This window comes from Salipiger thiooxidans, assembly GCF_900102075.1.
GTDB lineage: Bacteria > Pseudomonadota > Alphaproteobacteria > Rhodobacterales > Rhodobacteraceae > Salipiger > Salipiger thiooxidans.
The window spans coordinates 330,323-351,458 of record NZ_FNAV01000003.1 but is presented as its reverse complement, the minus strand read 5'-3'; the positions used below and the strand labels follow the sequence as shown (position 1 = coordinate 351,458).

The 21,136-nt window shown below is 67.4% G+C and carries 20 protein-coding genes; 11 read left to right on the top strand and 9 right to left on the bottom strand.

What is annotated here, in order from left to right:
* Positions 1-127 precede the first annotated feature (127 nt).
* Positions 128-2,878 carry a preprotein translocase subunit SecA gene (secA, locus tag BLQ77_RS06020; RefSeq protein WP_089956661.1) on the bottom strand — a complete coding sequence of 917 codons (2,751 nt, stop codon included), beginning with the start codon at positions 2,876-2,878 and terminating at the stop codon, positions 128-130.
* A 195-nt stretch (positions 2,879-3,073) separates the two neighbouring features.
* Here secA and BLQ77_RS06015 point away from each other — a divergent pair, with 195 nt between their 5' ends.
* From BLQ77_RS06015 to BLQ77_RS29615, 4 genes are all read left to right on the top strand, one after another.
* On the top strand, positions 3,074-3,922 hold the full coding sequence (locus tag BLQ77_RS06015; protein ID WP_089956657.1) for a peptidylprolyl isomerase: 849 nt from the start codon (positions 3,074-3,076) through the stop codon (positions 3,920-3,922).
* A complete protein-coding gene (gene argJ, locus BLQ77_RS06010) occupies positions 3,923-5,152 on the top strand; it encodes a bifunctional glutamate N-acetyltransferase/amino-acid acetyltransferase ArgJ (protein ID WP_089956654.1) in 1,230 nt (409 codons plus the stop codon).
* Positions 5,153-5,234: 82 nt separating this feature from the next.
* The gene (gene mutT / locus BLQ77_RS06005; RefSeq protein ID WP_008886516.1) at positions 5,235-5,636 is read left to right on the top strand and encodes an 8-oxo-dGTP diphosphatase MutT; all 402 of its coding nucleotides are present in this window, start codon (positions 5,235-5,237) and stop codon (positions 5,634-5,636) included.
* A 164-nt stretch (positions 5,637-5,800) separates the two neighbouring features.
* Positions 5,801-5,929 carry a hypothetical protein gene (locus tag BLQ77_RS29615; RefSeq protein WP_085954141.1) on the top strand — a complete coding sequence of 43 codons (129 nt, stop codon included), beginning with the start codon at positions 5,801-5,803 and terminating at the stop codon, positions 5,927-5,929.
* A 164-nt stretch (positions 5,930-6,093) separates the two neighbouring features.
* On the opposite strand, the gene infB is transcribed toward BLQ77_RS29615, so the two are convergent.
* The 5 genes from infB to BLQ77_RS05975 form a co-directional block, all read right to left on the bottom strand.
* Positions 6,094-8,631, bottom strand: a complete 2,538-nt coding sequence (gene infB / locus BLQ77_RS05995; protein WP_089956651.1) for a translation initiation factor IF-2 — start codon at positions 8,629-8,631, stop codon at positions 6,094-6,096.
* A 9-nt stretch (positions 8,632-8,640) separates the two neighbouring features.
* Complete coding sequence (locus BLQ77_RS05990; protein ID WP_008887118.1) at positions 8,641-9,312, bottom strand: RNA-binding protein; 672 nt, start codon at positions 9,310-9,312, stop codon at positions 8,641-8,643.
* 2 nt (positions 9,313-9,314) lie between these two features.
* Complete coding sequence (gene nusA, locus BLQ77_RS05985; RefSeq protein WP_008886807.1) at positions 9,315-10,946, bottom strand: transcription termination factor NusA; 1,632 nt, start codon at positions 10,944-10,946, stop codon at positions 9,315-9,317.
* A 6-nt stretch (positions 10,947-10,952) separates the two neighbouring features.
* Positions 10,953-11,549, bottom strand: a complete 597-nt coding sequence (gene rimP / locus BLQ77_RS05980; RefSeq protein WP_008886920.1) for a ribosome maturation factor RimP — start codon at positions 11,547-11,549, stop codon at positions 10,953-10,955.
* A gap of 187 nt (positions 11,550-11,736) precedes the next feature.
* The gene (locus tag BLQ77_RS05975; RefSeq protein WP_008886657.1) at positions 11,737-12,132 is read right to left on the bottom strand and encodes a VOC family protein; all 396 of its coding nucleotides are present in this window, start codon (positions 12,130-12,132) and stop codon (positions 11,737-11,739) included.
* A 100-nt stretch (positions 12,133-12,232) separates the two neighbouring features.
* On the opposite strand from BLQ77_RS05975, the gene dapD reads away from it, so the two are divergent.
* The 4 genes from dapD (at position 12,233) to BLQ77_RS05955 (ending at position 14,905) form a co-directional block, all read left to right on the top strand.
* Complete coding sequence (gene dapD, locus BLQ77_RS05970; RefSeq protein ID WP_008887233.1) at positions 12,233-13,060, top strand: 2,3,4,5-tetrahydropyridine-2,6-dicarboxylate N-succinyltransferase; 828 nt, start codon at positions 12,233-12,235, stop codon at positions 13,058-13,060.
* Positions 13,061-13,191: 131 nt separating this feature from the next.
* Positions 13,192-13,437 carry a GlsB/YeaQ/YmgE family stress response membrane protein gene (locus BLQ77_RS05965; RefSeq protein ID WP_008886602.1) on the top strand — a complete coding sequence of 82 codons (246 nt, stop codon included), beginning with the start codon at positions 13,192-13,194 and terminating at the stop codon, positions 13,435-13,437.
* A gap of 4 nt (positions 13,438-13,441) precedes the next feature.
* Positions 13,442-14,476, top strand: a complete 1,035-nt coding sequence (locus BLQ77_RS05960; RefSeq protein ID WP_089956647.1) for a sodium:calcium antiporter — start codon at positions 13,442-13,444, stop codon at positions 14,474-14,476.
* 96 nt (positions 14,477-14,572) lie between these two features.
* A complete protein-coding gene (locus tag BLQ77_RS05955) occupies positions 14,573-14,905 on the top strand; it encodes a DUF8846 family protein (protein WP_008886844.1) in 333 nt (110 codons plus the stop codon).
* 56 nt (positions 14,906-14,961) lie between these two features.
* On the opposite strand, the gene BLQ77_RS05950 is transcribed toward BLQ77_RS05955, so the two are convergent.
* Together BLQ77_RS05950 and BLQ77_RS05945 are read right to left on the bottom strand one after the other, a co-directional pair.
* Positions 14,962-15,426, bottom strand: a complete 465-nt coding sequence (locus BLQ77_RS05950; RefSeq protein WP_089956641.1) for an SRPBCC family protein — start codon at positions 15,424-15,426, stop codon at positions 14,962-14,964.
* Complete coding sequence (locus BLQ77_RS05945; protein WP_089956638.1) at positions 15,423-15,764, bottom strand: ArsR/SmtB family transcription factor; 342 nt, start codon at positions 15,762-15,764, stop codon at positions 15,423-15,425. The genes BLQ77_RS05950 and BLQ77_RS05945 overlap by 4 nt, the downstream gene beginning before the upstream one ends.
* A gap of 156 nt (positions 15,765-15,920) precedes the next feature.
* Here BLQ77_RS05945 and dapE point away from each other — a divergent pair, with 156 nt between their 5' ends.
* Together dapE and rnr are read left to right on the top strand one after the other, a co-directional pair.
* The gene (dapE, locus tag BLQ77_RS05940; RefSeq protein WP_089956635.1) at positions 15,921-17,063 is read left to right on the top strand and encodes a succinyl-diaminopimelate desuccinylase; all 1,143 of its coding nucleotides are present in this window, start codon (positions 15,921-15,923) and stop codon (positions 17,061-17,063) included.
* A gap of 274 nt (positions 17,064-17,337) precedes the next feature.
* Positions 17,338-19,644 carry a ribonuclease R gene (gene rnr / locus BLQ77_RS05935; RefSeq protein ID WP_089956631.1) on the top strand — a complete coding sequence of 769 codons (2,307 nt, stop codon included), beginning with the start codon at positions 17,338-17,340 and terminating at the stop codon, positions 19,642-19,644.
* On the opposite strand, the gene BLQ77_RS05930 is transcribed toward rnr, so the two are convergent.
* Positions 19,616-20,338 (bottom strand): glutathione S-transferase family protein, encoded by a 723-nt coding sequence (locus BLQ77_RS05930; RefSeq protein ID WP_165617037.1) that lies wholly within the window; start codon positions 20,336-20,338, stop codon positions 19,616-19,618. The genes rnr and BLQ77_RS05930 overlap by 29 nt on opposite strands.
* Before the next feature lie 85 nt (positions 20,339-20,423).
* Here BLQ77_RS05930 and BLQ77_RS05925 point away from each other — a divergent pair, with 85 nt between their 5' ends.
* On the top strand, positions 20,424-21,134 hold the full coding sequence (locus BLQ77_RS05925) for a helix-turn-helix transcriptional regulator (protein ID WP_089956624.1): 711 nt from the start codon (positions 20,424-20,426) through the stop codon (positions 21,132-21,134).
* Positions 21,135-21,136 lie beyond the last annotated feature (2 nt).

The following is a 21,136-nucleotide window of genomic DNA, read 5'->3' as shown; positions in this document are numbered from 1 at the left end:
CGCTCACGGTCCACATTCCTTGTTGGTAAACAATCTCGCAAGGAAAAGCGGCTTTGTTGCGGCGGTTACGGGGAGTCATTCTGACAGAAAGGGGCGCCGAAGCGCCCCTTGATCCCGGATCTTGCGGTCAGCTCAGCCGACCATGGCAGTGCTTGAACTTCTTGCCCGAGCCACAGGGGCAGGCATCGTTTCGGCTGGGCGAGCCCCAGGTGTCCGGATTGGATTCGTCGAAGCCTTCGACCAGTGGCGCAAGCGCCACGCCGCCCGCCTCGGCCCCTGTGTCGGCCGCGGCCGGAACCGGCGTCGGCGCGGTCGCGGGCTGCGCGGCCTCGGCCTGCTGGCGCAGGGCGGCCTGTTGCTGGGCGAGCTGCTGGAACATCGCGCGCTGCTCGTCCTCGGTGATCGGACGAATGCGCGAGAGCTGCTCGGTCACCGTCTCGCGGAGCGATTCGAGCATGCTCTCGAAGAGCTGGAACGCCTCGGTCTTGTACTCGTTCAGCGGGTCGCGCTGCGCGTAGCCGCGGAAGCCCACCACCGAGCGCAGGTGCTCGAGCGTCAGCAGGTGCTCGCGCCACTTGGTATCGATGGTCTGCAGCAGCACCTGCTTCTCGATCTGGCGCATGGTGGCGGGACCGAAGGCGGCGGCCTTGTCGGCGATCATCTTGTCCGATGCCTCTTCGAGACGCTCGCGGATGATCTCGGCGTCAACGCCCTCTTCATCGCCCCACTTCATCACCGGCGCGTCGACGCCCAGCTTCTCGATGGCGGCGGCGTAGAGGCCTTCGGTGTTCCACTGGTCGGCGTAGGTCTTGGGCGGGATGTAGGTGTCGACCAGTTCGTCGACGACCTCGTGGCGCATGTCCTCGGTGATCTCCGACACGTCCTCGGCTTCCATGATCTCGCGCCGCTGGGCGAAGATCACCTTCCGCTGGTCGTTCATCACGTCGTCGAACTTGAGCAGCTGCTTGCGGATGTCGAAGTTGCGCCCCTCGACCTTGGCCTGCGCGCGCTCGAGCGACTTGTTCACCCAGGGGTGTACGATGGCCTCGCCCTCTTTCATCCCCAGCTTCGAGAGCATCCGGTCGAGACGCTCGGAGCCGAAGATGCGCATCAGGTCATCCTCGAGCGAGAGGTAGAACGAGCTGCGGCCCGGGTCGCCCTGACGGCCGGAACGGCCGCGAAGCTGGTTGTCGATGCGACGGCTCTCGTGACGCTCGGTGGCCAGCACGAAGAGGCCGCCGGCCGCCTTCACCGCGGCCTCGTCCTGGGCGTGGCCCTCTTCGATCCGCGCGCGGATCGCCTCGGGATCGGCTTCCGGGTCGGCCTCGATGGCCTGCATGATCTTGAACTCGACGTTGCCGCCCAGCTTGATGTCGGTGCCGCGGCCGGCCATGTTCGTGGCGATGGTCACCGCGCCCAGCTTGCCGGCGTCGGCGACGATCTGCGCCTCCTGCTCGTGCTGGCGGGCGTTCAGCACGTTGTGCTTGAGCCCGGCGCGGGTCAGCAGCTGCGACAGCAGCTCGGATTTCTCGATCGAGGTGGTGCCGACGAGGACCGGCTGGCCCTTCTCGTGGGCAATCTTGATCTCTTCGACGATGGCGTCGTACTTCTCGCGCGCCGTGCGGAAGACCTGGTCGTCGTCATCCTGGCGGGCGATGGGACGGTTGGTCGGAACCTCGACCACGCCCAGCCCGTAGATCTCCATGAATTCCTCGGCCTCGGTGGCCGCGGTGCCGGTCATGCCGCCGAGTTTCTCGTAGAGACGGAAGTAGTTCTGGAAGGTCACCTGCGCGAGGGTCACGTTCTCGGGCTGGATCTGGCAGCCTTCCTTGGCTTCGATGGCCTGGTGCAGACCGTCGGAGAGACGGCGGCCGACCATCATCCGGCCGGTGAACTCGTCGATCAGCACCACGTTGCCGTCGCGGACGATGTAGTCCTTGTCGCGGCTGTAGAGCTTGTGGGCGCGCAGGCCCTGGTTCACGTGGTGGACGACCGTGGTGCTTTCCGGATCGTAGAGCGTCTGGCCCTCGGGCAGGATGCCCCGGGCGTGCAGCAGCTCTTCCAGCGCCTCGTTGCCTTCCTCGGTGAAGGTCACGTTGCGGGTCTTCTCGTCCATCGTGTAGGCATCATCCGCCAGCTCGGGGATGATCTTGTCGATGGCGATGTAGAGCTCGGAACGGTCCTGGCTCGGGCCCGAGATGATCAGCGGCGTCCGCGCCTCGTCGACGAGGATCGAGTCCACTTCGTCGACGACGGCGAAGTAATGCTCGCGCTGCATCATCTGGCTGAGCTCGGACTTCATGTTGTCGCGCAGGTAGTCGAAGCCCAGCTCGTTGTTCGTCGCGTAGGTGATGTCGGCGGCGTAGGCGGTGCGCTTCTCGTCCTCGGGCTGCTGCGGGTAGACCACGCCAGTGGTCAGCCCCAGCGCACCGTAGACCTTGCTCATCCACTCGGCGTCGCGGCGGGCGAGGTAGTCGTTGACGGTGACGATGTGCACGCCCTTGCCGGTCAGCGCGTTGAGGTAGGCCGGGAAGGTGGCGACCAGCGTCTTGCCCTCACCGGTCTTCATCTCCGAGATGTTGCCCTGGTGGAGGAAGATGCCGCCCATCAGCTGCACGTCAAAGGCACGCAGGCCGATGGCCCGGCGTGCGCCCTCGCGGCAGTTGGCGAAGGCCTCGGGGAGGATGTGGTCCAGGCTCTCGCCGTCGGCGATGCGCTTGCGGAACTCCTCGGTCTTGGCGATCAGCCCGGCGTCATCGAGCTTTTCGAACTCCGGCTCGAGCGCGTTGATCTTGTCGACCAGCGGGCGCGTCGCCTTGATCTTGCGGTCGTTCGGGGTTCCGAAAACCTTCCGCGCGATAGTTCCGATACCCAGCATTCCTGGCCTGCTTCCTGTCTGACAAAACCGTGTTCTTGCGGTGGCATCCGCTTGCCCGCCTCGCACACAGCCCATATGACACAGGGGAACGACCGGCCTTGCAGAGCCATATGGCGATGTAAGCGCAGGGCCGGATACTGTCAACGCCGCCTGCCCCGGGCGGCCAACCCAGGGACCGGGAAAGGACCTAACGACATGCGTAGAACGCTCACCACACTGACCGCGGCCGCCCTCGCCTTCACGCTGGCGCTGCCCGCTCAGGCGGAGGAGATGGACCTCGACTCGGTCGTCGCCACGGTCAACGGACAGGACATCACACTCGGCCACATGCTGGTGATCCGCGCCCAGCTTCCCGAGCAGTATCAGCAACTTGGCGACGAAGTCCTCTGGGACGGCATTCTCGACCAGATCGTGCAGCAGACCGTGCTCGCGCAGGACGACCGCGCCGAGGAGACCAAGCGCGTGACCCTTTCGCTCGACAACGAGCGCCGCTCGCTGCTGGCCGCCGAGGTGGTTCAGTCCATCGCAAACGATGCCGTGAGCGACGAGGCCGTGCAGGCCGCTTACGACGCGGAATACGCCACTGCCGAGCTCGGCAAGGAGTTCAACGCCTCACACATCCTCGTCGAGACCGAGGAAGAGGCGCAGGCCCTGATCGAGGAACTGAACGGCGGCGCCGACTTCGCGGAGCTCGCCAAGACCAAGTCGACCGGCCCCTCGGGCCCCAACGGCGGCGAGCTCGGCTGGTTCGGCCCGGGCATGATGGTCGAGCCCTTCCAGGCCGCCGTCGAGCAGATGTCCGTGGGCGATATCTCGGCCCCGGTGCAGACCCAGTTCGGCTGGCACGTCATCAAGCTCAACGACGAGCGCAACAAGGAAGCGCCGCAACTCGAGGAGGTCCGCGCCGACATCGAGCTGAAGCTGCAGCAGGAAGCGGTGCAGAATTATATTGACGAAAAGCTCGGCGCAGCCGAAGTCACCCGCACGGACAAGGCCGACATCGACACCTCGGTGCTGTCCAACATGCAGCTCCTGGAGGAATAAGTGGCCAAGATCACGTCCGTTTCACCCCTCGCCCCTGCCGCGTTCCCGGATCTTCCGGTGATCGACGGCGTCCGCTTCGCCTCGGTCGCGGCCGGGGTCCGATACGCCGGACGAACGGATGTGATGCTGACCCTCCTCGACCCCGGCTCGGTTGTGGCCGGGGTCTTCACCCGCTCCGCGACGCGCTCCGCCAATGTGCTCGACTGCCAGGCCAAGATCGGCTCGGACAGCGACGACGGCGCCGCGATCATCGTGAACTCGGGCAACTCCAACGCCTTCACCGGCAAGGCCGGCGACGGCTCGGTGGCAGCGATCTGCGAGGCCGTGGCCACGGCCACCGGACTGCCCGCCACCCGCGTCTTCACCAGCTCCACCGGCGTGATCGGCGAGCGCCTGCCCCATGACCGCATCATCGCCAAGGTCGGCGACCTCGTCGCGGCGCTGGACCCCGGCAAGGGCTCCGAGGCGGCACGCGCCATCATGACAACCGACACCTTTCCGAAGGGCGCCTGCGCCACCGTCTCGCTGCCAGGCGGCGAGGTGAAGATCGCGGGATTCGCCAAGGGCTCGGGCATGATCGCCCCCGACATGGCGACGATGCTGGTCTACATCTTCACCGACGCGAAGATCAGCCGCGGCGACCTGCAGGCACTGGTCTCCGAGATCAATGACCGCAGCTTCAACTGCATCACCGTCGACAGCGACACCTCGACCTCCGACACGCTGCTGATGGGTGCCACCGGCGCCTCCGGCGTCGCGGTTACCACCGCCGACACCGCCTTTTCCGAAGCGCTCGAGACCGTCTTCCTCGATCTCGCGCACCAGGTTGTGAAGGATGGCGAGGGCGCTACCAAGTTCGTCACCGTGAACGTCACCGGCGCCCGCGACGACGCCGACGCCCGCACCCACGCGCTCGCCATCGCCAACTCGCCGCTGGTCAAGACCGCCATCGCCGGCGAGGACCCGAACTGGGGCCGCGTCGTCATGGCCGTCGGCAAGTCCGGCGCCGCCGCCGACCGCGACGCCCTGAGCATCCGCTTCGGTGACGTGCTCGTGGCCGAAAACGGGTGGGTCGCCCCCTCCTACAAGGAAGAGGACGGCGCCGCGCTGATGAAGAAACCCGAGATCGCGATCAACGTCGACATCGGCCTCGGCGAGGGCAAGGCCACCGTCTGGACTTGCGACCTGACCCACGGCTACATCTCGATCAACGCCGACTACCGGTCCTGATCCGCCCTTCATCTTGCCCCTAAACTCCGGGGAGCGCGAGGGGCTGGCCCCTCGCACCCTCCGCCGACGCCAGAGCTGCCCCATGTCGAAGATCGTCCTCGTCTCCGCCGTCGCCCTGATCGACCCCGACGGCCGCGTGCTGCTTGCACAGCGCCCCGAGGGCAAGTCGATGGCGGGCCTCTGGGAATTCCCGGGCGGAAAGATCGAGCCCGGCGAATCGCCCGAGGCAGCGCTGATCCGCGAACTTCAGGAAGAGCTGGGCATCGACACGTGGGAGAGCTGCCTCGCGCCACTCACCTTCGCCTCGCACGCCTACGAGAGCTTCCACCTGCTGATGCCGCTCTTCGCCTGCCGCAAATGGCAGGGCACACCGCAATCACGCGAGGGCCAGGCGCTGAAGTGGGTCCGGGCCGCGGATCTGCGCGACTACCCAATGCCGCCCGCCGACATTCCCCTGATCCCGATCCTGCGCGACTGGCTCTAGTCGTTCCGAATTTGTCCAGAACTTTCTGCGTCGCAGCAGGCGGATTTCCGCAAGAGACGGAGCCTCGCTTAGTCCTTAAGCACTAATCGTGCGCTTTCTTCTGGTTCCGTTAACGATTGTGTCGTATTCATATATTTGTAACACCCAAATCGGGAACCCATGCAATGCTTCGTACGATCATTCTAGGCACCTGCGTTTCCGTGCAGGGCATCTTCGAAAAGAAACTGCCCGACGGTCGTATCGCCGTTCGTGTTGGTACTCAGGTCTTTACCGGAACTCCGGTCGCCGCCTGATATTGCGCGCAAAACTTCGGACTTCCAGCTAAGCAACAGGCTCGGGCACCTCGCCCGGGCCTGTTTGCCTTTGGGCCACCCCATCCCGCCTGCATCACAGTTTCACGGAAACGAAAAAGGCGGCGCCAATGGCGCCGCCTTCGATCTGTCTCCGATCGGGTCGATCAGAGCGTGCGCGCGATCTCCTCGCGCTCGAAGATCTCGATGACGTCCTGCGGACGGACATCTTCGTAGTTCTCGAAAGCCATGCCGCATTCCTGGCCCGACTGGACCTCGGCGACCTCGTCCTTGAAGCGCTTCAGCGTCTTCAGGGTGCCCTCGTGGATCACCACGTTGTCGCGCAGCAGGCGGACGCCGGCGGAACGACGGGCCACACCCTCGGTGACGAGACAGCCCGCAACCTTGCCGACATTGGAGACCTTGAAGACTTCCTTGATCTCGGCGTAGCCGATGAAGTTCTCGCGGATCTCGTTCGACAGCAGGCCCGAGGCCGCTGCACGCACGTCGTCGACCAGGTCGTAGATCACCGAATAGTAGCGGATCTCCACGCCCTTCTGGTTGGCGCTGTTGCGCGCCGGCGCGTTGGCACGGACGTTGAAGCCGATGACCGGGCAGCCCGAGGCTTCGGCAAGGCCGATGTCGGTCTCGGTGATGGCGCCCACACCGTAGTGGATCACCCGCACGCGGACCTCGTCGTTGCCGACCTTCTCGAGCGCCTGGACGATGGCCTCGGCCGAGCCCTGCACGTCGGCCTTCACGACCACCGGCAGCTCGGAGACGTTCTCGTCGTCCTTGGCCTTCTTCATCAGCTGTTCCAGGGTCGTCGCGGCGCCTGCGGCGGCGCGCTTCTCCTTCGCGGCATGTGCGCGGTACTCGGCGATCTCGCGAGCCTGCGCCTCGGTCGAGGTGACGTTGAGAACGTCACCAGCCTCGGGCGTGCCGTTGAGGCCGAGCACTTCGACCGGAACCGACGGACCGGCTTCGGCAACGCGCTCGCCCTTGTCGTTGATGAGCGCGCGGACCTTGCCGTACTGCTCGCCCACGACGAAGATGTCGCCCTGCTTCAGGGTACCGTTCTGCACCAGGACCGTCGCAACCGGGCCACGGCCGACGTCGAGCTGCGCCTCGATCACGGCACCTTCGGCGGCGCGGTCGGGGTTGGCTTTCAGTTCAAGCAGTTCGGCCTGAAGCGCGATGGCTTCCAGCAGTTCGTCGAGACCCTGCCCGGTGTGGGCCGACACCTCGACGTCCTGCACGTCACCGGACATCTGTTCCACCACGACTTCGTGCTGGAGCAGGTCGGTGCGCACCTTGGTCGGGTTGGCCGACGGCTTGTCGATCTTGTTGATTGCCACGATCATCGGAACGCCGGCCGCCTTGGCGTGGTTGATGGCCTCGACGGTCTGCGGCATCACCGCGTCATCCGCCGCAACCACCAGCACCACGATGTCCGTCACCTGCGCGCCACGCGAGCGCATCGAGGTGAAGGCCGCGTGGCCGGGCGTGTCGAGGAAGGTCAGGATATCGCCACCCTTGGTCTGCACCTGGTAGGCGCCGATGTGCTGGGTGATGCCGCCGGCTTCGCCTGCGGTCACGTTGGCCTGACGGATCCGGTCGAGCAGCGAGGTCTTGCCGTGGTCGACGTGACCCATGATCGTGATGACCGGGGGACGCGGCCTGAGATCTTCCGGCTTGTCGTCCGCCGTCTTGATCACGTCCTCCACGTCCGCGTCCGAGACGCGGGTGACGCGGTGGCCGAATTCCTCGATGATCAGTTCCGCGGTATCGGCGTCGATGGACTGGTTCTGGGTCGCCATGATGCCGCTCTGCATCAGTGACTTGACCACGTCCGCCACGCGCTCTGCCATGCGGTTCGCCAGTTCGGCGACGGTGATCGCCTCGGGCAGCTGCACGTCGCGCACGACCTTCTCGCGGCTCTGGGCTCCGCCCATTGCCTTCTGGCGCGCACGCTCCTGCTTGCGCTTCATGGCGGCCATGGACTTCTGACGTCCACCTTCGCCACCGAGCGCCTGATTCAGCGTCAGCTTGCCGGCACGGCGGTTGCCATCGTCGCGACCACGGGTCGAACGGCCACGCTCTTCGCGCTCGCGCTCGGCCTTGCGCATCTGCTGCGGCTGGCCCGCGGCCGGCTTGGCGGCACCGGCAGCGCCTGCGGCCGGGGCAGCGCCTGCAGCGGCACCACCCGCGCGGGCCGCGGCGGGATCGGCGGACTTCGGAGCGGCAGCGACAGCTTCGGCCTTCTTCGCGGCCTCGGCGGCTTCGCGAACCTTGCGCTCTTCTTCCTCGGCCTTGGCGCGGGCGCGCTCTTCGGCTTCGCGCTGATCGCGCTCTTTCTGTTCCTTCTCGGCCCGGAGACGCTCACGCTCTTCGGCGCGGGCCTTTTCCTCGGCCTCGCGCTGCGCGGCTTCCACGACCTCGCGGGCCTTCGCGGCCTGCAGCGCCTTCAGGCGGCGCTCCATCTCGGCATCGGAAATCCCGGCCGGGCGCTTGCCGCCCATGCCTCCGGGCGCGCTGCCACCCTTGGCGCCGCCGGCGCCGGGCTTCGGCACGACAACCCGCTTGCGCTTGGTTTCGACCACGACATTCTTGGTGCGGCCATGGCTGAAGCTCTGCTTCACGGAACCCGAACGGGGACCACCACCACGCACGCCCAGAGTCTTTTTGCCGTCGTTATCGCTCATTCAGCTCTCTTATCCTTTCCGGCGGCCCCTGCCGCCCCCGGCGGCTTTCGCCGCCTCGGCAGCCCCTGCTGCCGTCGCCGCATCGGTCCTTCCGACGCGCAGGCCCTTCAATCGTTGGGCTTCCTCTACAACACGTTTCGTGAGTCCACCAGCGCCAAGCGCGGCGTGTATCACCTTTTCCCGTCCAAAGGCCAGCCCCAGCTCGTCTGCGGTGAGCCAGCCGATGTACTTGCCCCCGTAGGGAGTCGACAATTTCGACTTGCCCCGCGACGAGCCATCCTCGGCCTGGATCAGCACGACCGCGTCTTCGCGGCCAAGCCAGTCCTTGACCTTCTCGTAGCCCGATACAGCCGAGCCCGACTTGCGCGCAAGGCTGATGAGCTCGACCACCCGGCGCGCGAGCATCTGCTCGATCAGCGTCGGAAGATCATCGGGCACCGTCACCGGTGCCTTGGCGGCGCGGGCGAAGAGCCCCTTCTTCGCCGCCTTCTCAAGTGCCGCGGGCTCGGAGGCGACCCAGATCCCGCGTCCGGGCAACTTGCCCGCGAGATCCGGCACCACCTGGCCCTCGGGTCCGACCACGAAGCGGATCAGGCCGGAGGCCGGCTGCGTCTCGCCCGTGGCGATGCAACGGCGTTCCGGCCCGTCGGCCCGGTCCTTGTCCTGGCCTCCGCGGCTCATGATCAGGCCTCTTCGCTCGTCTCGGCGTCGTCTTCGCCGTCGGCCTCTTCCTCGGCCTCGGCCTCGGGCTCAAGCTCGGACGGGTCGACCCATCCCAGCAGGACGCGCGCGGTCATGATGAGGTTCTGCGCCTCGGCGAGATCCACGTCGAACTTCTCGAGCAGGCCGTCGTCTTTCACACGCTCGCCGCCTTCGGTCGTCCAGCCACCGGCCAGTTCCCAGTCGGCGCAGGTGGCGAAATCCTCAAGCGTCTTCACGCCGTCTTCCGCCAGTGCCTCTACCATCTGGGGTGTCAGGCCCTCGAATTCAATAAGGCTGTCCTCGGCACCGAGCTCGCGGGCGTGTTCCAACGCCTTGCGGGCCTGCTCCTCGAGGAACTCGCGCGCACGGGTCTGCAGCTCCTGCGCGGTGTCCTCGTCGACGCCGTCGATGACCAGCAGCTCGTCAAGCTCGACGTAGGCCACTTCTTCGAGGTTGGTGAAGCCTTCGGCGACCAGCAGCTGGGCGAAGAACTCGTCGAGGTCGAGCGTGTCCATGAACAGCTTGGTGCGCTGCTCGAACTCGGCCTGACGGCGCTTGGACTCTTCCTCTTCGGTCATGATGTCGATGTCGAGACCGGTGAGCTGCGAGGCGAGGCGCACGTTCTGGCCGCGGCGGCCGATGGCCAGCGACAGCTGCTCGTCGGGCACCACCACCTCGATGCGCTCGGCGTCCTCGTCGAGAACCACCTTCGACACCTCGGCCGGCTGCAGCGCGTTCACCAGGAAGGTCGGCACGTCCTCGTTCCACGGGATGATGTCGATCTTCTCGCCCTGGAGCTCGTTCACCACGGCCTGCACGCGGCTGCCGCGCATACCGACGCAGGCGCCCACGGGGTCGATGGAGCCGTCATAGGAGATGACGGCGATCTTGGCGCGCGAGCCCGGGTCGCGGGCGACGGCCTTGATCTCGATGATGCCGTCGTAGATCTCGGGCACTTCCATCTTGAACAGCTCGGCCATGAATTCCGGCGAGGTGCGCGACAGGAAGATCTGCGGGCCGCGGGCTTCGCGGCGCACGTCCTTGATGTAGCAGCGGATGCGGTCGCCGGGGCGATAGCTCTCGCGGCCGATCTTCTCGTTACGGCGCAGGATGCCTTCGCCACGGCCGATGTCGACGATGACGTTGCCGTATTCCTCGCGCTTGACGGTGCCGTTGATGATGGTGCCGGCCCGGTCCTTGAACTCGTCGTACTGGCGGTCACGCTCGGCTTCGCGGACCTTCTGCAGGATCACCTGCTTGGCCGACTGCGCGGCGATCCGGCCCATGTCGACCGGCGGCACCTCCTCGATGAACTGGTCGCCCACCTTGGGGTCGGCCATGTACTGCTTGGCCTGCTTGACCGTCAGCTCGGCCTGGTAGTTCTCGAGCTCCTCGTCCTCGACGACGGTGCGCACGCGGGTAAAGGTCGCCCGGCCGGTGCGGCGGTCGATCTTCACGCGGATGTCCATCTCGGAGCCGTAGCGCGACTTGGCGGCACGGGCGAGGCTCTCTTCCATGGCCTCGATCACGAGGCCCGGGTCGATCATCTTCTCGCGGGCGACGGCCTCGGCGGTCTGAAGCAGCTCGAGCTGATTGGCAGAGGTGATTGCCATGGGGTCTTACTCCTCGTCGGTGGCCGCGTCCTCGGCCTGAATTTCGTCGAATTGGGTATCGTCGTCGGCGTCGTCATCGCCCCGCGCCTTGCGGGCGCGCAGCATCTCGCGCATCAGCTCGTCGGTCAGGATGAGCTTGGCATCGGAAAGCCAGTCGAACTGCAGGCCGATGGTCTGGGTCTCGCCGTTCTCTTCGATGTTGAGCAGCACCTCGCCGCCCTCGACACCGGCGAGCACGCCTTGCCAGCGCTTGCGGCCGTCGATCAGCTCGTCCGTCTGGATCTTGGCATCATAGCCCTCGAAGGTCTCGAAATCCTTGAGACGGGTCAGCGGACGGTCGATGCCGGGGCTGCCGACCTCGAGCACGTAGCTGTCGAGGATCGGATCCTCGACGTCGAGCACCGCCGACACGGCGGTCGAGATGTCGCCGCACTCGTCGATTTCGATCCCGCCCTCGGGGCGTTCGGCCATGATCTGAAGCGTGGCGGTCTTGCCGCCCATCAGGCGAATGCGCACGAGTTCGAACCCCATGTCCTCGATGACGGGGGCGACGATCTCGGCGAGACGCCGGTCGATGGCGGATTTGGCGATCAGGTCGGTCATTGGGTCCGGGTCCGATTGGGCACAAAAAAACGGGCGCGCGGCCCGTCGATGTTTCCCGGTGGAACTTCGGAGAACCTCCGACGCGCCGCTGTCAAAGGGCGATATACGCTGCGCGATTCGATTCCGCAAGGGGGGAGCATCGGGCGACATCGCGACCTCTCGCCGCCGCCCGGTCCCAGGGCACACGTCAGGCGAAGCGGCCCTCGCGCGCCAGCACCTCGATCTGGTAGCCGTCCGGGTCGGCCACGAAGAAGAACTTCGCCACCACCTCGCCCGCCGGCGCGAATTCCACCAGCTTGCGCGGGTTCAGCCCCTCGGCGGTGAAGCGCGCATGCTCGGCCTCGAGATCGGCGACCGACACCGCGAGGTGGCCGTAACCGTCGCCTAGGTCGTAGGGCTCGGTCCGGTCCTTGTTTACCGTCAGCTCGAGCTCGAAGCCGGTCTCGGCGTTCGACAGGTAGACCAGCGTGAACTCGGGAAAGTCGAGCCGGTCGGCGACGGTCAGGCCGAAGGCGGTCTCGTAGAAGGCCAGCGAGCGCGCCTCGTCGAGAACCCGGATCATGCTGTGGATGGCCTTGGCCATGACGGTTTTCCTTTCCTGCGAAGGGCGACCTCGGGATGCGTTGCCGTGAGGCGGGCCGCCCGCTATAGGGCTGTGAACCGGATCGCACGAGGAGACAAAGATGTCCAACGCACAGCTCGAAGCCGCCATCGAAGCCGCCTGGGAGGCGCGCGACACGATCACCCCCTCGACCGGCGGCGAGACCCGCGAAGCCATCGAGGACACGCTCGAAGCGCTCGATTCGGGCAAGCTGCGCGTCGCCGAGAAGCAGGCGGACGGCAACTGGCAGGTGAACCAGTGGGCCAAGAAGGCCGTGCTGCTCGGTTTCCGCATCAAGGACATGGAGATCCACGACAACGGCCCGCAGGGCGGCGGCTGGTGGGACAAGGTCGACAGCAAGTTCAAGGGCTGGGGCAACAACCAGTGGAAGGCCGCGGGCTTCCGCGCCGTGCCGAACTGCGTCGTCCGCAAGTCCGCCTACATCGCGCCGGGCGTGGTGCTGATGCCGTCCTTCGTGAACCTCGGCGCCCACGTCGGCGAAGGCACCATGGTCGACACCTGGGCGACCGTCGGCTCCTGCGCGCAGATCGGCAAGAACGTGCACCTCTCGGGCGGCGTCGGCATCGGCGGCGTGCTCGAGCCGCTGCAGGCCGGCCCGGTCATCATCGAGGACAACTGCTTCATCGGCGCCCGCTCCGAGGTGGTCGAGGGCTGCATCGTGCGCGAGGGCTCGGTTCTGGGCATGGGCGTGTTCATCGGCCAGTCGACCAAGATCGTCGACCGCGAAACCGGTGAAGTGATGTACGGCGAAGTGCCGCCGTACTCGGTGGTCGTGGCGGGCTCGATGCCCTCGAAGAACGGCATCAGCCTCTACTGTGCGGTCATCGTGAAGCGCGTCGACGCGAAGACCCGCTCGAAGACCGGCATCAACGAGCTGCTGCGCGACTGATCCGGAGATCGTGCCCGCGCCGCCCGTCGTGGCGGCGCGGGCACTTGCCGCGACGCGGAATTTCGCCGGGAACCCACGGGCCTCCAGCGCGGTTAATCCCCGGACGATTAACCGTGAACGGGGGTTTTACCATGGGACTTGGACTTATCGCATCCATCATCGTCGGCGGGCTCGCCGGCTGGATTGCCAGCATGATCATGAAGGCCGACACCGGCATACTTCTGAACATCATCCTCGGCATCGTGGGCGCAGTCGTGCTCAACACCATTCTTTCCCTGCTGGGAATATACGCCGCCAACACCTGGGTGCCGCAGCTTATCGTGGGCATCATCGGTGCCAGCGGCCTGATCTGGATCGTGCGCAAAGTCCGCAGCTGATCCATTGATCCAGGGTCTGTCGCTTCCGCTCCTGCTGGGGGTCTTTGCCCTAGCGGGGGCCATTGTCGTGGCCGTATCCATCCGTGCCACCACACTTGCCGACATCATCGCCGACCGCACCCGCCTCGGAGAGGCGCTTGCGGGCGGCGTGCTGCTGGGCGGGGCGACGTCGCTGTCGGGCGTCGTGGTGTCGGTCACCGGCGCCGCCGGCGGAGACGCGAGCTTTGCCGTCTCGAACGCGGTGGGCGGGATCGCGGTGCAGACGCTGTTCCTCGCCATTGCCGACCTGCTGCACCGGCGGGTAAACCTCGAACACGCCGCCGCCGAGCCCGCCAACCTGTTCCAGGCGGTGATGCTGCTGATCCTGCTCAGCCTGCCCATCGCCGGCATGGCCGGGCCGGACATCGCCTATTTCGGCGTGTCACCGGTGTCGATCGTCATGTTCCTCGCCTATCTCTGGGGCGTGCGCCTCTCGGCCGCGGTCAGCGAGAGCCCGATGTGGCGCCCGGTCGAGACCCGCGACACCCGCCGCGACGAGCCCGACGACGAGAACGACCCCGACGCGCCGGTGCTCCGGCCGGCGCTGGTCTTCGCCGCCTTGGTGGCGGTCATGGGCCTCGCGGGCTGGGTCATCAGCCAGGTCGGCGGCGCCTTCATCACCCGCTTCGGCCTGACCTCGAGCCTCGTCGGCGCACTGATCACCGCCGTCATCACCTCGCTGCCGGAACTGGTCACCACGCTGGTGGCGGTGCGGCGCGGCTCGCTGCAGCTGGCGGTCGGCGGGATCATCGGCGGCAACACCTTCGACACGCTGTTCCTGGTGTTCTCGGACGTCGCCTACCGCGAGGGCTCGATCTACCAGGCGGTGGGGCAAACCGACCTCTACTGGCTGGCGACGGGCATGCTGATGACGGCAATCCTGCTCGGCGGGCTGATCCTGCGCCAGCGCGAGGGACCGGCCCGGATCGGCATCGAGAGCGTGCTGCTGATGGTGGTCTACGCCTGCGCCGTCGCGGTCGAACTCTTCGCGCCCGACTGAGGGCGCCCGACCGGCGCGGAACGGGGTGCGGGGCCCGGGCTCTTGACAGAACGGGCGCCGCACTCCATGGCTCCCGCGCCAAAGACGGAGCACCCCATGGCCAGCAAGAAACCATCCCGGCAACAGGTCTACACCCTTGTGGTCGAAGTCGGCCGCAAAGCGGGCGACGGCCTGCCCGACGAGGCGACGGGTGCGGCGCTGATGTGCTATGCCAGCGGCGTGGACGAGTCCGAGGCGGTGCGCGAGACCGTGGCGATCCTCAAGCAGGCCGATCTCGCGCCTCTGGACGTGACCGGCTACGGCACCGAAGAGGAACGCCGCGCGCAGGGTCACGAGATCGACGAGGAAGAGCAGGCGCTGATGGCCCGCGCGCTCGAGGAGAACTCGGTCATCGTCGCCCAGATCACGCCGTTCTTCGACGAGGGCTGATCCGCGTCGCCTCGTGACGCGTCGTGGCGTCCGCGCCTCCCCGCAGGCGCGAGGAGTCACAGCGTCTGGGCGTATTCCTCGAGCTGCGTGACCACGGTGCCCCAGCCGTCGAAGAAGCCCATGTCCTCGTGCGTCTTGCGCGCCTCGGGCGAGCGGTGCCGCGCGATGGCGGTGTAGGTCGTGCCGCCCTCGGGGTCGTCCTCCAGCAGGATGATCGCGGTCATGAACGGGTCCGGCGCGGGCTTCCAGCCTTCGCTGTAGGCATCGGTAAAGACCAGCTTTTCGCCGTCGACCACCTCGAGATAGACGCCCTTGTTGTCCATCTCGTGCGCGCCCACCTTCATCACCGTGTTGAAGCGACCGCCGACCCGCAGGTCGATCTCGCACGAGGTCACCTCGTGCGGCCTCGGGACGAAGAAGTGCCGGATGTGCTCCGGCGTGGTCCAGCACTCCCAGACCAGCGCCCGGGGCACCGCCAGCTTGCGGGTGAAGGACAGGTCGGTTTCGGGGTCGAGCTTCATGAGTTGCGTTCCTTCATCAGGTTGGTGACGTAGTCGTCGAGACGGTCGAGCCGTCCGTTCCAGAGATCGCGCTGCGCGGACAGCCAGTCCTGCGCCGGGACGAAGGCATCAGGCGCCAGGGTGCAGATCCGCACCCGGCCTTCCTTGCGCGAGACGATGAGCCCGGCCTCCTCGAGCTTCTTCAGGTGCCCCATGAACGATGGCAGCGCCATGTCGTGCGTCGCCGCGAGCTCGCTCACGGTGGCGCTGCCGCGCGCCAGCCGGCTGAGGATCTCGCGCCGGGTGCTGTCCCCCAGCGCCGCGAAGTGAAAATCGAGAATCGGGTCAAGCTTAGCCATGTGACTAAGTAATCTCCGGCGCCACTCCGAGGCAAGAAAAACTTAGCCGTTAAGCTAAGTTTCAGCAGGGGCATGTCGCCCCGAACCCGGACGCATTTGCCTTGTCTGCCCCGGCGCGGTAGCCATGCGCGACACCAGACCGGAGGCAAGCACCAGATGACCGATCCCGTAGCGCTGACCGCGGACCTGATCCGCTGCCCCTCGGTGACGCCCGACGACGGCGGCGCCCTCGGCGTGCTGCAATCGCTGCTCGAAGGCGCGGGCTTTGCCTGCACCCGCGTCGACCGGGGCGGCATCTCGAACCTCTATGCCCGCTGGGGCGACAAGGGCCACGCCCGCACCTTCGGCTTCAACGGCCACACCGACGTGGTGCCGGTGGGCGACGTCGACGCCTGGAGCGCCGATCCCTTCGGCGCCGAGATCCGCGACGGCATCATGTTCGGCCGCGGCGCCACGGACATGAAGTCCGGGGTGGCGGCCTTTGCCGCGGCGGCGGTGGATTTCGTCCGCGACACCCCGCCCGAGGGCGCCGTGGTGCTGGCGATCACCGGCGACGAGGAGGGCGACGCCGAGCACGGCACCGTGGCGCTGCTCGACTGGATGGCGGCAGAGGGCGAGCGCATGTCGGTCTGCCTCGTGGGCGAGCCCACCTGCCCCTCGGAGATGGGCGAGATGATGAAGATCGGCCGCCGTGGCTCGATGACCGCGTGGTTCACGGTGACCGGGCGGCAGGGCCACGCGGCCTACCCGCACCGGGCGCTGAACCCGATGCCGGCGGTGGCGCGGCTGATGGACCGGCTGGCCTCGCACGAGCTCGACCGCGGCACCGAGCATTTCGACGCCACGACGCTGGCGGTGGTCACCATCGATACCGGCAACCCGGCCACCAACGTGATCCCGGCGCAGACCCGCGCCGCGGTGAACATCCGCTTCAACGACGCCCATACCGGCGCCTCGCTGTCCGAGTGGCTGCGGGCGGAGGCGGCGAAGATCGACGCCGAGTTCGGCTGCACCACCGAGGTGCGGATCAAGATCTCGGGCGAGAGCTTCCTGACGCCTCCGGGCGCGCTCTCGGACCTGATCGCGGGCGCGGTCGAGGCCGAGACCGGGCGCCGGCCGGAGCTGTCGACCACCGGCGGCACCTCGGACGCGCGCTTCGTCAAGGACCACTGCCCGGTGGTCGAGTTCGGGCTGGTCGGCAAGACCATGCACCAGGTCGACGAGAACGTGCCGGTCGCGCAGATCGGGGAGCTCAGGGCGATCTACACCCGAATCCTGCGCGACTATTTCGCGACCTGACGCGCACCCGCCCCTTCCGGCTTTGCGGCTGTGGGAAGGCTGATTTGGGGCGGGTCACCCGGACGCTTTGCGTGCGCCTGAATGACAGGTGTTTCGGACGCTTGGCGTCCGTCTGCCTGATAGACAATTCGGACGCTTGGCGTCCGACCGGCCGGGGGCTCTGCCCCCGGACCCCCGGGATATTTGGAGCCAGAGGAAGCAGGGGCGCGGCACCCGGGGGAACCGGTGCGAGAATCGTCATGACGCCTGCCTTTCGGCATGCTAGCTGAGAGGCATGAGCACCCTGCCGAGCAAGGCGGAGATCCTCGACTGGATCGCCGCGAACCCGACCCTTTCCGCCAAACGTGACATTGCCAAGGCCTTTGGCATCAAGGGGGCTGCGCGCATCGACCTGAAGCGCATCCTCAAGGAACTCGAGTCCGAGGGCCATCTCGAGAAGCGCAAGAAGACCTATCGCGACCCCGACCGGCTGCCGCCGGTGTCGGTGCTGCAGGTCCGCGCGCCGGACGAGAACGGAGATCTCTTCGCGCTGCCGCTCGAGTGGCATGGCGAGGGCGTCGAGCCCATCGTGCTGGTGGTGCCGCGCGCCTCGGACCCGGCGCTCGGCGAAGGCGACCGGATCCTCGCGCGGCTGCAGGTGGTTCACGAGGCCGACCACAATTACGAGGCGCGGCTGATCCGGCGCATCGGCATGAGCCCCCGCAAGGTGGTGGGCATCTTCCGCAAGGGCGCCGAGGGCGGCCGCATCCTGCCCATCGACAAGGGCGCGGACAAGGAGTGGATCGTCGGCCCCGACGCCACCCACGGCGCCAAGGACGGCGAGCTGGTCGAGGCCGAGCAGGCCGGCCCCCGCGCCACCCGCATGGGGCTGCCCAAGGCGCGCATCGTCATGCGGCTCGGTGATCCGTCCGAGCCCAAGGCGGTGTCGCTCATTGCGATCCACCAGCATGGCATCCCAGACGACTTCCCGCCCGAGGTGGTCGACGAGGCGGACCAGATGAAGCCCGCCGGGCTCAAGGGCCGCACCGACCTGCGCGAGGTGCCGCTCGTCACCATCGATCCGTCGGACGCGCGCGACCACGACGACGCGGTCTTTGCCGAACCCGACGAGGACCCGAAGAACGCCGGCGGCCATGTGCTCTGGGTCGCCATCGCCGACGTGGCGCATTACGTGCGGCCGGGCTCGAAGCTCGACCGCGAGGCCAAGAAGCGCGGCAACTCGAGCTACTTCCCCGACCGGGTGGTGCCGATGCTGCCGGACCGGCTTTCGGGCGATCTCTGCTCGCTGCACGAGGGCGTGCCGCGCGCCTGCATCGCCGTGCGCATGGTGATCGACGCCGAGGGCAACAAGACATCCCACAAGTTCGTGCGCGGGCTGATGCGCTCGCCCGCCTCGCTGACCTACCAGGAGGTGCAGGCGGCGCAGGACGGCGCACCCAACGACAAGACCGGGCCGCTGCTCGAGCCGGTGATCGCGCCGCTCTATGCCGCCTATGCCGCGCTCAAGGCGGCGCGGGCGCGGCGGCAGCCGCTGGATCTCGACCTGCCCGAGCGCAAGGTGGTGCTGAGCGACGAGGGCAAGGTGACCTCGGTCAACTTCGTCGAGCGGCTCGACGCGCATCGGCTGATCGAGGAGTTCATGATCCTCGCCAACGTCGCCGCCGCCGAGACGCTGATCGCCAAGCGCAGGCCGCTGCTGTTCCGCGTCCACGAGGAACCGCCCGCCGACAAGCTCGAGAGCCTGCGCGAGACCGCCGAGGCCTCGGGGCTGACGCTGGCCAAGGGGCAGGTGCTGAAGACCGCGCATCTCAACAAGCTGCTGCATGACGCGGCGGGCAAGGAAGAGGCCGAGCTCATCAACCTCGCCACCCTGCGCAGCATGACGCAGGCCTATTACTCGCCCGCGAACTTCGGCCACTTCGGCCTTGCGCTGCAGAACTACGCCCACTTCACCTCGCCGATCCGGCGCTACTCGGACCTGATCGTCCACCGCGGGCTGATCTCGGCCCATGGCTGGGGCGACGACGGGCTCACCGAGCAGGAGATCGAGCGGCTGGAGCAGACCGCGCAGCACATCTCGGACACCGAACGGCGGTCGATGATGGCCGAGCGCGACACCAACGACCGCTATCTCGCCGCCTATCTCAGCGACCGGATCGGGGCCGAGTTCGGCGGGCGCATCAGCGGCATCGCCAAGTTCGGGGTCTTCGTGAAGCTCGACGAGACCGGCGCCGACGGGCTCATCCCGATGCGCAACCTCGGGCGCGAGTATTTCCACTTCGACCGCGAGGCGGGCACGCTGATGGGTGCCGACACCGGGGTCATCATCGCGCTTGGCCAGCGGGTGCTGGTGAAGCTCGTGGATGCGGCGCCGGTCACCGGCGGCATCGGGCTCGAGCTGCTCGAGCTCGAGGATGCCGAGATGCCGCAGGGCCGTGGCACCGGGCGGCCGTCGCGCCGTCCCGGCGGCGGCGGGCGTGGCAAGCCCGGCGGGCCCCCGCGCCGCAAGGAGGCGAAGGCCCGGCACAAGGACGCCAAGGTCAAGCGCAAGGTCACGCGGCGACGGACAACGAAGAGCTGACCTCCGGGTAGAGCTGCAACCGCCCCCGCGCCACGTAGTCCATCAGCCGTCCCCGCGACCGCAGCGCGCGGCGCAGGGGCGTGTCCACCGGGTGGGCGTTCATCATGCTGAGGAATGGCACCGCCGCGCAGTCGGCGGCCGAGGGCCGGGCGTCGAACAGCCAGTCGCCGTCGCCGAGCACGTCCTCGAGCGCGTCGAGATCGGCGCCGACCCAGGCCATGCGGTCGCTTTCGCTGAGGCGGGTGAATCCCTGCCAGTGCAGCCCCTTGCGGACCCTGCCACGGAACAGCTCGGGCAGCACCGCGCGCAACGGCGCGGGCATGGCGCCGAAGAGGGCGGGCTTGGTGTGGTGCCAGCCGGCGTCGTCGATCCAGCGCTGCGTGGTCAGCGCGTGGCGCAGGCTTTCCTCGATGGTGCGGATGGTCATGTGGGCCATTGCGCGGGCGGTGGCGTCGAAGCCGGGGAACATCGGCGCGCCCTGCGCCTCGAGCCAGCGCAGGATGAGGTTGCTGTCGCCGATCACGCCGTCGGGCGTCTCGAGCGCGGGCAGGTGACGGTAGGGACCGTTGGGCATGGTCTCCCAGCGCGGTCGCCAGTCCATGCCGGACATCTCCAGCAGGCACATGGCCTTGACGCAGAACGGGCTGTAACTGGGTTCGCCGCCGCCGGGGCGAAAGCTTCGAAGGATCAGCATCGGTCGGGCTCCTGACAGGGATTGTCCCCGATCCTGCGCGAGACTCCTGTCAGTTTCCGTCAGGACGTGGCAGCATGATCGGGTCATGTCCCGGACCGTCCGCCTCTTTCAGCTCATGCAGGCGCTGCGCCGCCTGCCCTCGCCCGCCACTGCCGCCGCGCTGGCGCAGGAGACCGGCGTCTCGGAGCGCACGCTCTACCGCGACATCGAGGCGCTGCGCGGCCTCGGCGCGGTGATCGACGGGGCCGCGGGCTATGGCTACACGCTGATCGAGGACCCGCACATGCCGCCGCTGTCGTTCACCGACGACGAGATCGAGGCGCTGGTGCTGGGGCTGAGCGAGGTGGCCGCGCTTGGGGATCCGGCGCTCGCCGAAGGGGCGCAGAGCGCGCTCTCGAAGCTGCGCGCGCGGCTGCCGGAACGGCAGGCGCAGCAGCTGCGCCACGCGGTGCTGACCGCGCACCGCTTCGACCCGCCGGTACCCCCGGCTGTCGATTCGCGGGCGATCCGGCAGGCAATGCGCACCGAGGTCGCGATCTGCTTCGACTACGTCGACGCCGCCGGGCAGGCCACCGCACGCCATGTGAAGCCGCTTTCCATCGTGCTCTTCGACCGCAGCCACTGCCTGCTGGCGTGGTGCCTGTTGCGGAAGGATTTCAGGATGTTCCGCCTCGACCGGATGGCGGCGCTCGAGATAACCGGCGACAGCTTCCGCCCCGAGCGGGTGCCGCTTCTGCGCAGCTACCTCGAACGGCTGCGCGAGGAGATAGCGGGAAACCGCGACCGCGCCGGCTGAGC

What these genes read in the sequence shown, in the direction of transcription:
- secA (WP_089956661.1), bottom strand. Translation starts at nt 2,878, where the DNA reads ATGCTGGGTATCGGAACTATCGCGCGGAAGGTTTTCGGAACCCCGAAC.
- BLQ77_RS06015 (WP_089956657.1), top strand. Translation starts at nt 3,074, where the DNA reads ATGCGTAGAACGCTCACCACACTGACCGCGGCCGCCCTCGCCTTCACG.
- mutT (WP_008886516.1), top strand. Translation starts at nt 5,235, where the DNA reads ATGTCGAAGATCGTCCTCGTCTCCGCCGTCGCCCTGATCGACCCCGAC.
- BLQ77_RS29615 (WP_085954141.1), top strand. Translation starts at nt 5,801, where the DNA reads ATGCTTCGTACGATCATTCTAGGCACCTGCGTTTCCGTGCAGGGCATC.
- infB (WP_089956651.1), bottom strand. Translation starts at nt 8,631, where the DNA reads ATGAGCGATAACGACGGCAAAAAGACTCTGGGCGTGCGTGGTGGTGGT.
- BLQ77_RS05990 (WP_008887118.1), bottom strand. Translation starts at nt 9,312, where the DNA reads ATGAGCCGCGGAGGCCAGGACAAGGACCGGGCCGACGGGCCGGAACGC.
- nusA (WP_008886807.1), bottom strand. Translation starts at nt 10,946, where the DNA reads ATGGCAATCACCTCTGCCAATCAGCTCGAGCTGCTTCAGACCGCCGAG.
- rimP (WP_008886920.1), bottom strand. Translation starts at nt 11,549, where the DNA reads ATGACCGACCTGATCGCCAAATCCGCCATCGACCGGCGTCTCGCCGAG.
- BLQ77_RS05975 (WP_008886657.1), bottom strand. Translation starts at nt 12,132, where the DNA reads ATGGCCAAGGCCATCCACAGCATGATCCGGGTTCTCGACGAGGCGCGC.
- dapD (WP_008887233.1), top strand. Translation starts at nt 12,233, where the DNA reads ATGTCCAACGCACAGCTCGAAGCCGCCATCGAAGCCGCCTGGGAGGCG.
- BLQ77_RS05965 (WP_008886602.1), top strand. Translation starts at nt 13,192, where the DNA reads ATGGGACTTGGACTTATCGCATCCATCATCGTCGGCGGGCTCGCCGGC.
- BLQ77_RS05955 (WP_008886844.1), top strand. Translation starts at nt 14,573, where the DNA reads ATGGCCAGCAAGAAACCATCCCGGCAACAGGTCTACACCCTTGTGGTC.
- BLQ77_RS05950 (WP_089956641.1), bottom strand. Translation starts at nt 15,426, where the DNA reads ATGAAGCTCGACCCCGAAACCGACCTGTCCTTCACCCGCAAGCTGGCG.
- BLQ77_RS05945 (WP_089956638.1), bottom strand. Translation starts at nt 15,764, where the DNA reads ATGGCTAAGCTTGACCCGATTCTCGATTTTCACTTCGCGGCGCTGGGG.
- dapE (WP_089956635.1), top strand. Translation starts at nt 15,921, where the DNA reads ATGACCGATCCCGTAGCGCTGACCGCGGACCTGATCCGCTGCCCCTCG.
- rnr (WP_089956631.1), top strand. Translation starts at nt 17,338, where the DNA reads ATGAGCACCCTGCCGAGCAAGGCGGAGATCCTCGACTGGATCGCCGCG.
- BLQ77_RS05930 (WP_165617037.1), bottom strand. Translation starts at nt 20,338, where the DNA reads ATGCTGATCCTTCGAAGCTTTCGCCCCGGCGGCGGCGAACCCAGTTAC.
- BLQ77_RS05925 (WP_089956624.1), top strand. Translation starts at nt 20,424, where the DNA reads ATGTCCCGGACCGTCCGCCTCTTTCAGCTCATGCAGGCGCTGCGCCGC.